A 14,202-nucleotide genomic window follows, 5' to 3' on the forward strand; every position below is an offset into this window, starting at 1 on the left:
TGACTGCCCACCACAATCCATAGTGCTGATGGCCGACGCCCCCTCCTCTGCCACCGTCTCGGCCCTACCACCTTCAGCGGCTTCGTCGCCGCCGCGTGTGTATGCGATTGCCAACCAGAAGGGTGGTGTCGGCAAGACCACAACGGCGATCAATCTTGCGACCGCCTTGGCTGCCGTCGGCCAGAAGGTGCTGCTGATCGACCTCGATCCCCAAGGCAACGCGTCGACTGGACTGGGCGTCGACATCAGTGCCCGAGGGACAGGTACCTACGAGTTATTGTGTGGTTTCGCTCAACTACCGCAAGCCATAGCGGCAACCCGAATCCCCAATCTCGAAGTCGTGCCCGCCAGCGTCAATCTGGCCGGCGCGGAGTTGGAGTTGATCGACCTCGAGAACCGTGAGTTCCGCCTGCGGGATGCGCTCGAGGGCAAGCTCAGTCATTGGGATGTCCTGCTGATCGACTGTCCTCCCTCCTTGGGCCTGCTGACGGTCAACGCCCTGGCTGCGGCGGAGGCTGTCCTGGTGCCGCTGCAGTGTGAGTTCTTCGCCCTGGAGGGCTTGGGGCAGTTGACGCGTACGATCGAGCGTGTGCGTCGAGCACTCAACCCAAAATTGTACATCGACGGTGTCGTCCTCACCATGATGGACCGACGCAACACGTTGGCCCAACAGGTCGAACGCGACGTACGCGGGCACTTCGCCGATGTCGTCTTTGGGACCACCATCCCCAGAAACGTCCGGGTTTCCGAGGCTCCGTCGCACGGCCTGCCTGTCCTGCTCTACGATCACACCTGCACCGGCTCGCAGGCTTACATTCTGTTGGCGAGCGAACTGCTGCATCGTCGTCGCAATGGTGTGCCGGCACGGCCTCAGGCCGCGTGATCAAGACTACAACCAAAGCGTGTCCTCGATGAGATGGATGTCATGACCAAGGAACCCAAGCCGCGCGGATTGGGACGCGGGCTCGCGGCCTTGCTGGGCGACGATGTGCAGGCGGCGCCACCGCCACCGCCGTCGAGTGCACCGTCGTCCGAACCAGCGCCGCCAGCATCCGCGCTGGGGCCGGGTGTCACCACGATCCCGATCACATGGCTGAAAGCCAGCCGGTATCAGCCGCGGACGGTGTTCGATCCGGCGCAGATCGCGCAGCTGGCCGATAGCATCAAAGCCCATGGCCTGGTGCAGCCCCTGCTGGTGCGGCCGGTTGCCGACACGCCGAACCGGTACGAGATCGTCGCCGGCGAACGGCGCTGGCGTGCCGCGCAGCAGGCCCAGCTGCATGACGTTCCTGTCGTCGTCCGTCCGCTGGATGATCGCGAGGTTCTCGAGATCGCGCTGATCGAGAACGTTCAGCGCGCCGACCTGACCCCGATCGAGGAAGCGCGCGCGTATCGGCGCCTGGTCGATGAGTTCCGTCACACCCAGGAACGCCTGGCGGAGACCATCGGCAAAAGCCGCAGTCATGTCGCCAACATTCTGCGGCTGCTGGAATTGCCGGCGGCCGTCCAGGTTCACATCGAGCAAGGCCGCCTCGACATGGGCCACGCACGTGCGCTGATCGGCACGCCCGATCCGGCCTTCCTGGCCGACTACATCATCACCAAAAAGCTGACGGCGCGCCGTGCCGAGCAGCTTGCCGCCGACGCGAAGGAAGCCAGCAAGGCTGGCTGGGACGGGCGCGGCCTGCCGCCATCATGGACCGCGGCGGGACAACCGCCGACGGCGTCGGGCGGCAACAAGGACGCTGCCGGGCCCGTCGCTGCACCCGGCGCCTCGAGCAAAGGCAAGACGGCCGAGACTCGCGGGCTGGAACGCTCGATCGAGGAGGCTCTGGGCCTGAAGGTGACGATCGACGTTACCGGTCCCGCGGAACAGACTCAGCTCACCATCTGGATGGACAACTTCGATCAGATGGACGACGTCGTGGAGCGTCTGACGCGACGCCGGTAACCGCCCTACCGCACCACGCCATGTTTGATCAGGCTCCGGGCACAATCGACGATTGAGTCTTCGAGCGGGCGCGGCGTCCACCCCAGCACCTGGCGAGCCTTGTCCGACGCATAGTTGCGCCGCTTGTCGAGTTCGCTCACGACAGGGCGTAGTCCCTGGTCGACGAGCGCTACGAGCCGGACCAGCCAGCTGGGCAATGTGCGCGTTGGTACCTTGCGTGCCGCCGGACCGAGCCTGTCCTTCAGCACGTGCGTAACATCGGCCATCCACATGAACCGGCCGGCACCGATGAATCGCTCGCCGGCTGCCTGTGGTGCGGTCATGGCACTGATGTGGAGGTCGGCGATATCGCGGACGTCGACCAGAGGAAAACCCAGGCGTGGCGAGCCCGGCAGATCGCCCTTCATCAGGCGTTCGACGATCTGCACGGAATACGAGAAGTCACGTCCCAGCACAGGTCCAAGCACGGCGCACGGATTGACCACGCTCAAGGTCGTGGCGCCGCCGTTGTCGCGCATGAAGTCCCAGGCGGCGCGCTCGGCGATGGTCTTGGACTGGACGTAGGGCGTGGCATCGGGGTGTGTCGGATCGGTCCAATGCTCTTCCGTCAGCGGATCGGGTCGCGGCGTCTGCCGGCAGTACGTGACCGACGCCGTCGAGGAGGTCAGCACCACGCGTTGGACGCCGCCGGCGACACTGGCGCGCAGCACACGCAACGCGCCATCACGCGCCGGCACGATCAGTTCGTTAGCGTCGCGCGGTTGCGATGGCGGAAACGGCGAGGCGACGTGCAGCACATAGGCACAATCCTGCACGGCGCCGCCCCAGCCGCGATCATCCGATAGATCGGCGGCCACGAGCGACAGCCGGTCCGCCGGATCGACCTCGGTTCCAACCATGGCCCGGACCTCGGCCGAACGCTTCAGGTCGCGCACCGTGGCACGGACGCGATAGCCGCGCTGCAACAGGCCGATGATGCACCAGGCGCCGATGAACCCCGATCCACCCGTGACCAGCACGGTGGTGGCATCGTTCATGACATCCTCCCTTTAGGGAATTAAGGCGATTATTAGCTCTTCCCCTTTCAGTAATCAATGAACAGATATCGCGTATAGGGCGGCCGAGGTGCGCATGTGAGCCTGGCCGGGGGATCGTGCTAGCATCCGCGGTATGTCGAATGCGTCCACGTCACTCCAGGACTGGCTGATCACCGAGGGCCTGCGCGGCATCGGCGATGTTGCACTGTTGCATGGCTTTTGCGAACGGCTGTTGGCGGAAGGCGTGCCGGTTTTTCGCGTGTTCGTTGGATCGGACATGCTGCATCCGACGTTGGCGGCACGCACGCTGCGCTGGCGGCGTGGTGATCCCACCACGGACACCGATGTCCTGCGCGGTGACGGCAGCCTGCCCGCCGACGAATGGCGGACGAGTCCCTTCTACGCGATGATGCAAGCCGGTGCGTCCGAACTGCGGTTGAAGCTCGACGACGCAGCTGCGGTCGCGCGGTTTCCGGTTCTGCCAGATCTGAAGCAGCAAGGGGCGAGCGACTATCTCGCGACGGTGGTGGCATTCGGCGGCATGCTGTGTGTCGGACAGGTCGAGGAGGTTTACGCATCCTTTGCCACCGATCGAGAGAGCGGCTTCACCGATCATGATCTCGTGCGGTTGCGCGGCGCCATGCCGGCGTTGGCACTGGCGCTGCATGCCCAGCGGATGGCTTTGCTAGGCCGGACATTCCTGGCCACGTATCTGGGCACTGACGCGGCCGGCCGCGTGTTGGCCGGCAATATCGTGCGCGGCCAGGCCGAGTCGGTTCATGCGGTGATCTGGTCAAGCGACCTCACCAGTTTCACGCGGATCGCCGACGAGAATCCTGCCGATCAGCTGCTGGCAATGCTCAATGCTTACGCCGAGGTCGTGGTCGAGGCGATCGAGGTGCATGGCGGCGATGTCCTGAAATTCATCGGCGACGGCATTCTGGCGATCTTCCGCGACGACAACCTCGTCGCTGCGTGCGGTCGCGCGCTCGATGCGACGCGGGTGATGCGCACGCGCGTCGATGCCCTCAAGGCATCGCGAAGCGCGGCTGGGCTGCCGATCACGGACGTCACCTTGGCCTTGCATGTGGGCGAGGTGCTGTACGGCAATTTCGGAAGTGCCACACGGCTCGACTTCACCGTGCTGGGAACGGCGGTCAATGAGACGTCGCGCATCGCGGCCCTCAGCCGTACGTTGGATCAGAAGCTTCTCGTCTCGTCGCCGTTCGCCGCCGAATGCGGTCCGCGGCGAGGTGAACTCGTATCACTGGGACGCTACGCCTTGCGCGGTGTCGCTCGCCCCCAGGAATTGTTCACGCTGGACATCGAGGGCGGTTGAACCTGGTCCATCGCGGAAAGGTCCATGCGCTGGTTCAGATGTAGTAGACCGGTGAGTCCCCTGATTGCGTCGATTGCAGGCGGCGCCTGATCCCCTCCATGCGCGCCGATCGCGCCAACACGGACCCTCGACAGGGCGCCCGACTTGGTTCTTGATCGGCGCTCAGATCGTGAAGCGAGGGACTCATGGCAGCCGACATCAAGGCCTGCATCTTCGACGTCTTCGGCACCGTGGTCGATTGGCGGACCAGCGTCAGCCGGGATCTTGCGGCGTTTGCCGCCAGCAAAGGCATCACCGGCATCGATTGGCTCGCCTTCGCCGTGGCCTGGCGCAAACTCTACCAGCCGGCCATGGAAGAAGTGCGCAGCGGCCGGCGCCCTTTCACCATCCTCGATGTGCTGCATCGTGAAAGCCTCGTGCGGCTGATCGGCGAGTTCGCGATCAAGGAACTGAGCGAGGCGGACATCGACCATATGAATCGCGCCTGGCACCGGCTCGATCCGTGGCCCGATGCGGTTGCGGGTCTGACGCGATTGAAAACCAAGCACATCATCGCGCCCTGCTCCAACGGCAACATCGCCTTGATCGTGAACATGGCCAAACGTGCCGGTCTGCCGTGGGACTGCGTGCTGGGCGCCGAGACGGCGCGCGCTTTCAAGCCGACGCCCGAGGCCTACCTGGCCGCTTGCCGCATGCTCGACCTGGAGCCGGCGCAGGTGCTGATGGTGGCGGCGCACAACGGTGATCTGAAGGCAGCCAAGGCCCAGGGCCTGGCGACGGCATTCGTCGCACGCCCCACCGAGCACGGGCCCGACCAGAAGACCGACCTGGTGGCCGATGCCAGCGTCGTCGACATCCCCGCCGAGAGTTTCATCAACCTGGCGCAGAAGCTCGGTTGCTGACGCCCGTGATTGTCAGGACCCGACGGCAGCGGTAAATCGCGTGACGACGTCACGCAGATCAGGAGTCAGGTAGCTGGGCACAGCGGCGGCGATGTCGGCGGGTAGGCCGTGGATCGCTTCGGCAACCGAGCCCGCGATGCAAGCCAGCGTGTCCGTGTCGCCGCCCAGGCACACAGCCGTGCGCACGGCGGCTTCCCAGCTGTCGGTCTCAAAGGCCGCCGTGAGTGCCGGCGGTACGGTGCCGGCGGCCGAGACATCGAAACCACCGCCGACCAGCGCCCGCTCCGGCGCAAGGTCGTAACCGAAGTCGGTAATCATGCGCTGCCGCAATTCGGCGCGCGGCACGCCCGATCGCGCGAGCAGGATCGCGAGCGCGACGGCCTGCGCGCCAGCGATGGCGGCGGGATGGTTGTGGGTCACGCTGGCCTGCGCCGCGGCCAAATCGCGGGCTTCTATTTCGTCTCGTGCCAGCCAGCCGACGGCGGCGACACGCATCGGTGCACCGTTGCCCCAACTGCCGTAGGCAGGAGCGTCATCGGTGAAGGCCCACGCCAGGAACATGCCGCCGTAGCCGCGATCCGGATGCAGCTGCGTGAAGGCGCGCAAGCTGCCGGCGAAATCACGATCGCCCATCAAGGCGTCGGCGACGGCCAGCGTACACACGCTGTCGTCGGTGAACCGGCACTGCGGATGGAACAGCGCGAAATCGCGTTTCGGTGGATCCCTGCCTTCGAACCGCGAACCAACGATGTCTCCGGCGATGGCGCCCAGCATGGACGGCCTCCTCGAGAAATCAGCGACGGGCCGGTGCCTTGGCCAGCGCTCGCGCGCCTTGCGCGATCCGCAATGCCGCCCGGCGCAGGATCGCCTCGTCGGGCAGGCCCGTGGTCTTGCACTGCATGTCCGCTTCCAGCAGCAGGTCGATCAGGTCGCCCAGCCGCTGCGCGGGCCACAGGCGGGCCTGGCGCTGGAGAGCGGCGCGCCGGCTGAAATGCGGCGGCGGTCGCAGCCGCATGATCGCATCGTCGGGGCGGGCGCCGCCGTCGATGGCGCCCGCCAGCCGGTGCAGCATGTCGGTATGACGCTGCAGCGCCCGCACCGCCGCCGCCGGCGCCATGCCCTCGGCGAAGACGCGGTCCAGTGCCCGGTCGAGCGCACCGGGATCGCCGTCGAAAGCGGCGTAGACCGCATCATCGAGGCCGATCGCGGCGCTGTCGCCGATCACGGCTTGCGCGTCGGCGACGGTGACGGTGCGGTCCGCTGCCGGTGTATCGCTCTTGGCGATACCCTTGTAGAGCGCGAGCTTTTCCAACTCGCTGCGCGAGAGACCGCGGTCACCGCCGAGATTGTCGATGAGATAGTCGCGCGCATCGTTGTCGGCGCGCAGGCCGGCGGCACTCAACACCGATTCGACCAGGCCTTCAAGGGCCCGCTCGCCGTCCTCGAAGCAGGCGATGGCAGCACCGGCGTCGGCGGCCGCCACCAGTTTTCGCAAGGTCGACGTCGGGGCCAGGTTGCTGGCCTCCAGCACGATCAGTGCATCGCCGGCGGTAGCGGCGAATACGGCCTCGACGGCGTTGCTCGACTCGTCGCCGGCCGGCCGCACGCGCACCACCCGCCGGCCGCCGATCAACGACAGCGACTGGAATTCATCAGCGAGTCGCGCCGGATCGTCCTTGAGCTGAGGGCCGGTCAGCTCGACCACCCGGAACGCATCGGTGAGGTCGGGGCAGATTGATTGCGCCAGCGATCGGCCGCGCTCGGCGACCATGCCCTCGTCGTTGCCATAGATCAGCGCCACGCGCAGGGCTGGGTCGGGCTTGCGCAGATAGCCGGCGACGAAGGACTCAGACTGGGCGGCCTTGACGTCCATGGCCGATCATAGGCCACGGCGATGGGCGTAGAACACGGCGAGCTTGGCACGGATGTCATCGGCGACTTCGCGACTGGCGCGCTCGCGCGCGTTGTCCTCGGCGGCGATGGTGCCGTACTGCGACTGCAGCGTGTTGTAGCGGGTGATGGCGCGGCTGTAGCCGGTGGTCAGCACGTTGCCCTGCGGATCGCGGATGTCGTAGTCGGCATTCAAGCGCAGATTGGTCGCAGTCGAGAACTGATCGCTGCGCGTCAAGACCTCGTCCTTCTGCTCGTTCAGCCGCACCGTGAGATAGTAGAGCGGGGTCGCGGGCTCGCCCTGCGGATTGAGGCGGTCGATGAGTTGGTTGCGCAGCATCTGGCCGACGCGGTCCTGGATGGTCGCGACGCGTGTGCCGGACATATCGCTCTGTACACCGCCCCCCTGTCCCGGTGTGCCCGCCGGTGGCGTTCCGGTGCGTTCGGCATACATGGGTTCGAACCCGCAGGCGGTCAGCATCATGGCCAACGCCAGTGCAGTGCACCACCGCGCCGTGTATTGGCTGGCCGATGTGATTTCATGACGATGCAAACGCGAGAGCAGGCGCACGTTTCAGGCCCCTGAGATTTTTCAAACAAGAGTTCTCGGGCGCAGCCCGGGTATCGCCACTATCGTGCAGTATGCGCCATCCGGCAACGGCGGAAGGAACCGTATGCGCGCTGCAGCCTTGATGTTGTGGGATGATAGCTGCGATACCAGACCAAGGCCGCATCGAGACAATGGTGTGGGTGTGGGCCGACATGCCGCCGGTCGCGCACCGGAGCTGTTTCTTTGGGTGCGATCTGGGGTACGGTCTCATCGGGATGCAGGATAAACTCGGTCTACTTCGCCGCGTCGGCATTCGGTCGATCGCATTGTCCCGGAGGATAACGCCTCCCGCGAGTGCCCTTGCGCTGGCGCTGGCATCCATGGCGGCTGTGGCGCAGACGTCAGATGCCCCGCCCGCCGCGCCACCGACGACCGCGGCGCCGGCGACACATGGCAAGACCGTGGTCGAGCTGCGGTTCAACGGTGACGTCGATGCGGCGCTGCGCGAGGAACTGGAGGCGCTGATCAAGGTCGACGCCGAGCAGCAGACCGGCGGCGCCACGGCCGTCACGATCCTGCAACGGGCGCAGGGCCAGCGTGATTTGGTGGTCAAGTCGCTGCGATCGCAAGGCTACTACGCCTCGCGCGTCGAGGCGCGCGCCGCAGGCTCGGACATCGACGACCCGATGGCCCTGGATGCCATCGACGCGCTGCCGAAGGGTACCGATGTCAGGGTCGACGTGGCGGTCGAAACCGGCCCGCGCTTCACGGTGCAGAGCATGGATGTGGTCGTACCGGGGACGTCCAAGCCTGTCCTGGTACGCGACAAGTTTCCGCTCGCCGTGGGCCAGCCAGCCGTTGCCGCCAAGATCCTGGCCACCGATGATGAACTGCTGTCGCAGCTCCAGCGTCAGGGCTATGCGCTCGCGCGGATTGCGAACCGCGAGGTCATCGTCAACCGCGATACCAACACGGCGCGCATCACGTGGCGCGTCGAGCCCGGTCCGCCGGCGACCATGGGCACGGTGACGTTCCGGGGCCTGCAGCGCACCGACGCCGCGTTCGTGGAGAACCGCGTGCCGTTTCGGCCGGGTGAGCCGTATCATCCCGATCGGATCGAGGACCTGCGCGCTCGTCTGACCGAGCTGGGCATCTTCGGCAGCATCAACATCATCCGGGGCAAGGAGCTGGACGCCCAGGGTCAGCTGCCGGTCGAGGTCGAGGTTGTCGAGCGGCTGCCGCGCACGATCGGTTTCTCCGTCAGTTACGCCACATCCGAAGGTGCCGGCCTGCGTGCCTACTGGCTTCATCGCAACCTGACTGGCGTGGCCGACTCGCTGCGCCTGTCGGCAGAAGCGACGCGGCTCGTCGAGAACAAGCTGGCCGATACCGGCTTCGCGGTGGCCGCCCAGTACCGCAAGCCCGATTTCCTGCGGCTCGATCAGGCGCTCAATCTCCAGGGCGGCGTTCTTCGCGAGATCACCGACGCTTATCGCCGCCGCTCGGCACTGGTGAGCGGCAGTATCGATCGTCTCGTCAACAAGGGGCTTATCGTTCGGGCGGGCGTGTCGTTCGAGAGTGAAGTGGTGGAGACCGACAGGCTCGGGCGTAAAACGTACCTGCTGCTGGGCCTGCCGCTCGGCGCCACGCTGGACCGGTCCAACGACGCGCTCGATCCGACACGCGGCTATCGGCTGCTCGTGGATGTCACGCCCTACTTCCAGGTGCACGATATCGCCAAGCCATTCGTGAAAATGCGGGCAACCGGCAGCACCTATTTCGACATGACGGGCAGCGGCACGACGGTTCTCGCGTTGCGGGCGTCGGTGGGCAGCATGCCCGGCGCGCGCAAGGATGCGGTGCCACCCGACAAGTTGTTCTATGCCGGCGGCGGCGGATCGGTGCGTGGCTTCGCCTATCAAAGCGCCGGACCACGCGACTCCAATCGCGACCCGCTGGGTGGCCAGAGTATCGTCGAGGGCAGCGTCGAGGTTCGGCAACGACTGACCAGCACGTTCGGGGCCGTCGCCTTCGTCGACGCCGGCACGGCGTACGCCAGCTCCCTGCCCGGCAGCAAGGGCGAGTCACCACGGATCGGTGCCGGCGTGGGCGTGCGCTACTACAGCGACTTCGGCCCGATTCGCGCCGATGTCGCCACGCCGCTCAATCGCCGGTCGGGTGATTCCTGGTTTGGCATCTACATCAGTATCGGGCAGGCCTTCTGATGCGTATCCGCCGACTCCTGCTCCGCATCGTCGCCGGTGTGGTCGGCGTCGTCGTCCTGTTGTTCGTGGCATTGCAGACCGGTGCCGGCCAGCGCGCCCTGTTCGACATGGTGTCGAAGGTCGCCTCGACGCCGGACAGCACGTTGCGCATCGAGGGGCCATCCGGATTCTTCCCGACCAACCTGCGCCTGGCCAAGGTCGAGATGGCCGACGCCAAGGGCGTCTGGCTTGCGGTCGATGACGCGCAGTTGTCGTGGTCGTTCCTGCCGCTTTTCGCGGGTCGCCTCGATATCGAGACCATCCGCGCCGCGCGCATCGACGTGCGCCGTCCGCCCGAGCCACCGGCCAATCCGCCACCGCCACAGGAAACGGCGGCCGATGGCGGTGGGGGTGATCTGCCGTTGCGTCTGACAGTGGGATCGCTGGCGGTCGACGAGTTGCATCTCGGTGCCCCGCTGATGGGGATCGAGTCACGCTGGCGCATCGAGGGTGCCGCCCGCATCCATGGCACGGCGGGCGGCAACAACCTGCAGCTGACAGCCACGCGCAGCGATGGCCAGGGACGCCTCGCGGTGCGCTCCGGTTACGATGCCGCGCGGGGCGTGGGGACCATCGAAGGCGATTTCGACGAAGGCCAGGGCGGCGTGGTCGCGGTCATGCTGGGCCGACCCGACCTGGCGCGCACGGCGGGCAAGGTCAAGGCCGAAGGATCGCGTACCAGCGCCCAAGGCGAGATCACGTTCGAGGCCGGCGACGCGTTGCGCGTGAACGGGTCGGGCGGCATGCGATCCGATTCCGCGGGACGCCAGGTGACGGTGGCGCTCGAGCTGCAGGGCGGCAAGCTGCCCGATCCGGTCTGGTCAGCAGCGCTCGCTCGACCGGTCAAGATCGACGCCGACGTTCTGCTGGCGACAGCCGGCAATATCGACATCCGCAGCGTACGGATTGCGAGCGCGCCGTTGGACGCCGCGGCCAGCGGCACATACAACCCCGGCGACGAGCGACTGCAGCTGCGCGTGACGGCGACTGGCGGCGATCCCGCCATGCTGGCCGCCATCATGCCGGGCGCCGGCTGGCAGGGACTGCAGCTGGAGATGCAGGCGAACGGCACGCTGAAGGCGCTCGACGGCACGCTGGCGGTCAAGGCCGCGGAGCTGAAGGTGGCACCCGGAACCATCAAGGGCGTCGACCTGAAGGCGTCGATCCAGGGCGCCAACCTGTCGGCTGGCCCGGCGCTGCGCGGCGGCATCGACGGCACCATCGGGTCCGTCGCATGGCCGCTGGCCAGCGGCGCGGATGCATCGGCGAGCGACCTGCGCATCACCGCGAGCGGCGAGCGCAACGCGGCGGGTCAGATCAACCTGTCGGCCTTCAATTTCACGTCGTCGCTGGCCAACGCCACGGCATCCGGCACCATGGCGCCGGACAAGCGCATCGATGCGACCACGACGGTGGAGGTTCCCGATCTCAAGGCCGTGTCGGCGCTCGCCGGTCAACCGATGAGCGGCGCGGCGCAGCTGAAAGCCCGCGTCAGCGGCACGCTCGAGGCGCAGACGTTCGCCGTTGAGGCCAACCTGCGCGATGCCGTCGTGCCGAATGTGCCACCCGCGCTGCTGGCACCGGCCGTGCGCCTGACGGCGAACGGCACCTTCGATCAGCAGAGCGGCAACTGGCGCCTCGAGCCGTCGACCGTCGAATCGGACGCGTTCTCGATCAAGGGCAGTGGTACGGGGCGCGGCGCCACCGGCGCGCTCGACGTGGCCATTGCGTTGCCGAAGCTTGCCGCCATCGATCCGCGCTTCACCGGCAGCCTGCGCAGCGATATTCACGTCGATGCGGGCGATGAGCGCCGGACCGTGAAGCTCAAGGCGCAGCTCGCCGAGGCGAAGCTCGAGGGCACGACGATCGAGCGCCTCGATGTCGATGCGAATGTCGCGCTGCGCCAGGACGGCCTGGACGGCACGCTGCAGCTCGACGGCACCACCGGCGACCGACCGCTCCGCGCCAAGGGCCAGGTGACCGCGACGGCAGGCCAGCGCCTGTCGATCCCGACATTCGAGGCGTCGCTGGGCAAGCTGAGCCTGTCGATCCGCGATTTGATGATGGATCGCACGTCGGCCTCCGGTACGGCTCGTCTGGTGGTCGAGGATCTCAAGGATTTCAGCGCCCTGGCGGGCCAGCCCCTGGGCGGCCGGCTGGAGCTTGCGGTCGATCCCGACCCGGCGGCGAATGATGGCCGCATGAAAATCGCGTTGCGCGGCACGAACCTGGCAGCCGGCACGCTCGGTATCGGCACGTTGAAGGGCGACGCCACCGTCACCGATCCGCTGGGTCGCACCGCCTTTGATGCCACTGTCGCCATCAACGCGCTGCGCGGCGTCGCTGAAGTTCACACCGTATCACTCAAGGCCAATGGCGATCGCACCGCGATCGCGGCAACCGCCGATGTGTCCGGAACCGGCCTGCAGGCCAGCACCGCCATCAAGGCGCGGCTGAACGGTGACGAGACGGTCCTCGACATCGACAGCCTGAAGGCAACGCGCGGCGGCAGGACGTTGGCGCTGGCGCAGCCCACGCAGATCCGCCAGACCGGTGGCCGCACCGTCATCGAACCCACCCGACTGGATTTCGCCGGCGGCCAGATCCGGGCTGGCGGCACGTTCGATCCGCGCAACAGCGACCTGTCGGTCGATATCACCGCCCTGCCCCTGGCCGAACTCGCGGCGCTCGCCGGCGCCGAGCTGCAGATGAGCGGCGCCCTGCAGGCCCAGGTCCGCATGCGCGGCGCCAGCGCCAATCCCGAGGTCGACGCGACCTACGCCATCCGCGACGCCAAGATGCGCAGCATCGCCATGGCGACGATTCCGGCCGCGTCGCTGACCGGCAAGGCGGCCATGCGCAACCGGCAAGCCACGGTCGAGGCGCAACTCGCTGCCGGTGCCAGCAATCTGGCATTCAACGTCACGGCGCAATTGCCGGCCCAGGGCGGGACACCCGATGCCCGCATCGCCATCAAGGGGCCGATCGATCTGGCCATGCTCGCCAGCCTGGCCGGCCCGGATATCCAACAGCTGGGCGGCAACGCGATTGTCGACGTGACGCTGGCCAGCCGCGGTGGTCGGCCCAGCGGTTCCGGCTCGGTACGCCTGGAAGACCTGAAGCTGGCGATGCCATCCCAGGGCCTGGTGCTGTCGCAGGGCACCGGTCTCATCCGGCTGGCCGACGATCGCGTGATCATCGAGCGGTTCAACCTTCCGTCGGTCGGCAAGGGCGATATTGCGGTCAGCGGCGACGTGCGCCTGGATCCCAAGATGACACTGCCGCTCGATCTGCGCATCGAGACCCGCCGCGCCCGCGTGGTCGGGCGACGGGATCTGCTGGCGGAAGTCACGACATCGCTGCGAATCTTCGGTTCGCTGGCCGACGGCCTCACGGTCCAGGGGCCGATCCAGATCGACCGGGCCGAGATCAGCGCCGCCATGGGGGGCGCCGCCAAGGCCGTGCCCAGCGTGCCCGTCAAGGAAATCGGCAAAGGCGCGCCCAAGCCGGTGGCAGCATCGGCGCCGGCCAAGCCCATCACGCTCGACCTGAAGATCAATGCGCCGCAAGCCATTTTCGTGCGCGGTAAGGGTCTGGATGCCGAGGTCGCCGGCGATCTGACGGTGACGGGCACCAGCGCCGCGCCGGCCGTGATCGGTGGCCTGCGGCTGCGCCGGGGAACGCTCGCCATCCTGGGCCGGACCGTGAACTTCACGCGCGGCACGGTCAGCCTGGTGACGGCCGATCGCATCCTGCCGATGATCGATTTCGTCGCGTCGTCGCGCAACGGCAACGTCACCATCGAAATCAAGGTGACCGGACCGGCGACCGATCCCAAGATCGTGCTGAGCTCGACGCCCCAGCTGCCGCAGGACGAGATCCTGGCGCAGTTCCTGTTCGGCAAGGGCGCCGCCGAACTCGGGCCTTCCCAGTTGGCGCAGATCGCACAGGCGGTGGCGGAATTGACCGGCGGCGGCGGTGGCGGCGGTATCGATTCGGTGCGCCAGGCGCTGGGCCTGGATCGGCTGGGCATCGGGACCGGCGGAGATGGGTCCGGCAAATCCGAGGGCGTCAGCAGCGCCACCGTGGAAGGTGGCCGCTACATCGCGCCGGGAGTCTATATCGGCGGCCGGCAGGGCCTGCAGGGCGACACGCGCGGTGTCGTCCAGGTCGAGGTCATCCCCAACGTGAAGATCGAAACCGAGGTCGGCACCAACTCGACCGGTCGCGCCGGTGTCGCCCTGGAATACGACTACTGACGTCTTTCCT

10 protein-coding genes are annotated in these 14,202 nt (G+C 67.0%); 6 read left to right on the forward strand and 4 right to left on the reverse strand.

The features are described from left to right. Window positions 1-28: 28 nt before the first annotated feature. Both FQU96_RS00070 and FQU96_RS00075 read left to right on the forward strand, forming a co-directional pair. Complete coding sequence (locus FQU96_RS00070) at window positions 29-883, forward strand: ParA family protein (protein ID WP_146538801.1); 855 nt, start codon at window positions 29-31, stop codon at window positions 881-883. 42 nt (window positions 884-925) lie between these two features. Beyond that, complete coding sequence (locus FQU96_RS00075) at window positions 926-1,951, forward strand: ParB/RepB/Spo0J family partition protein (RefSeq protein ID WP_146538802.1); 1,026 nt, start codon at window positions 926-928, stop codon at window positions 1,949-1,951. 5 nt (window positions 1,952-1,956) lie between these two features. Here the strand turns inward: FQU96_RS00075 and FQU96_RS00080 are convergent, their stop codons facing one another. Then, window positions 1,957-2,988, reverse strand: coding sequence for an aldehyde reductase (locus FQU96_RS00080; protein WP_146538803.1), 1,032 nt, complete (start codon window positions 2,986-2,988; stop codon window positions 1,957-1,959). A 133-nt stretch (window positions 2,989-3,121) separates the two neighbouring features. On the opposite strand from FQU96_RS00080, the gene FQU96_RS00085 reads away from it, so the two are divergent. Together FQU96_RS00085 and FQU96_RS00090 are read left to right on the forward strand one after the other, a co-directional pair. Beyond that, a complete protein-coding gene (locus tag FQU96_RS00085) occupies window positions 3,122-4,327 on the forward strand; it encodes an adenylate/guanylate cyclase domain-containing protein (protein ID WP_146538804.1) in 1,206 nt (401 codons plus the stop codon). 185 nt (window positions 4,328-4,512) lie between these two features. Then, complete coding sequence (locus tag FQU96_RS00090; protein WP_146538805.1) at window positions 4,513-5,229, forward strand: haloacid dehalogenase type II; 717 nt, start codon at window positions 4,513-4,515, stop codon at window positions 5,227-5,229. A 12-nt stretch (window positions 5,230-5,241) separates the two neighbouring features. Here the strand turns inward: FQU96_RS00090 and FQU96_RS00095 are convergent, their stop codons facing one another. From FQU96_RS00095 to lptE, 3 genes are read right to left on the reverse strand one after another with little or no spacing between them, the layout of a single operon-like run. Next, the gene (locus tag FQU96_RS00095) at window positions 5,242-6,003 is read right to left on the reverse strand and encodes an ADP-ribosylglycohydrolase family protein (protein WP_146538806.1); all 762 of its coding nucleotides are present in this window, start codon (window positions 6,001-6,003) and stop codon (window positions 5,242-5,244) included. Between the two features lie 19 nt (window positions 6,004-6,022). Further along, on the reverse strand, window positions 6,023-7,102 hold the full coding sequence (holA, locus tag FQU96_RS00100; protein ID WP_146538807.1) for a DNA polymerase III subunit delta: 1,080 nt from the start codon (window positions 7,100-7,102) through the stop codon (window positions 6,023-6,025). 6 nt (window positions 7,103-7,108) lie between these two features. Further along, window positions 7,109-7,603 (reverse strand): LPS assembly lipoprotein LptE, encoded by a 495-nt coding sequence (gene lptE / locus FQU96_RS00105; protein ID WP_146538808.1) that lies wholly within the window; start codon window positions 7,601-7,603, stop codon window positions 7,109-7,111. A gap of 446 nt (window positions 7,604-8,049) precedes the next feature. Here lptE and FQU96_RS00110 point away from each other — a divergent pair, with 446 nt between their 5' ends. Beyond that, window positions 8,050-9,894, forward strand: a complete 1,845-nt coding sequence (locus tag FQU96_RS00110) for an autotransporter assembly complex family protein (RefSeq protein WP_178130214.1) — start codon at window positions 8,050-8,052, stop codon at window positions 9,892-9,894. Beyond that, a complete protein-coding gene (locus tag FQU96_RS00115) occupies window positions 9,894-14,192 on the forward strand; it encodes a translocation/assembly module TamB domain-containing protein (RefSeq protein ID WP_146538810.1) in 4,299 nt (1,432 codons plus the stop codon). Before FQU96_RS00110 ends, FQU96_RS00115 begins: the two co-directional genes overlap by 1 nt. Window positions 14,193-14,202 lie beyond the last annotated feature (10 nt).

The sequence above is a fragment of the Reyranella sp. CPCC 100927 genome (assembly GCF_007859315.1).
Lineage (GTDB): Bacteria > Pseudomonadota > Alphaproteobacteria > Reyranellales > Reyranellaceae > Vineibacter.

Excerpts from the sequence above, each read along its gene's own strand:
- FQU96_RS00085 (WP_146538804.1), top strand. The coding sequence starts at position 3,122 with ATGTCGAATGCGTCCACGTCACTCCAGGACTGGCTGATCACCGAGGGC.
- lptE (WP_146538808.1), bottom strand. The coding sequence starts at position 7,603 with ATGATGCTGACCGCCTGCGGGTTCGAACCCATGTATGCCGAACGCACC.
- holA (WP_146538807.1), bottom strand. The coding sequence starts at position 7,102 with ATGGACGTCAAGGCCGCCCAGTCTGAGTCCTTCGTCGCCGGCTATCTG.
- FQU96_RS00115 (WP_146538810.1), top strand. The coding sequence starts at position 9,894 with ATGCGTATCCGCCGACTCCTGCTCCGCATCGTCGCCGGTGTGGTCGGC.
- FQU96_RS00075 (WP_146538802.1), top strand. The coding sequence starts at position 926 with ATGACCAAGGAACCCAAGCCGCGCGGATTGGGACGCGGGCTCGCGGCC.
- FQU96_RS00095 (WP_146538806.1), bottom strand. The coding sequence starts at position 6,003 with ATGCTGGGCGCCATCGCCGGAGACATCGTTGGTTCGCGGTTCGAAGGC.
- FQU96_RS00070 (WP_146538801.1), top strand. The coding sequence starts at position 29 with ATGGCCGACGCCCCCTCCTCTGCCACCGTCTCGGCCCTACCACCTTCA.
- FQU96_RS00090 (WP_146538805.1), top strand. The coding sequence starts at position 4,513 with ATGGCAGCCGACATCAAGGCCTGCATCTTCGACGTCTTCGGCACCGTG.
- FQU96_RS00080 (WP_146538803.1), bottom strand. The coding sequence starts at position 2,988 with ATGAACGATGCCACCACCGTGCTGGTCACGGGTGGATCGGGGTTCATC.
- FQU96_RS00110 (WP_178130214.1), top strand. The coding sequence starts at position 8,050 with ATGGCGGCTGTGGCGCAGACGTCAGATGCCCCGCCCGCCGCGCCACCG.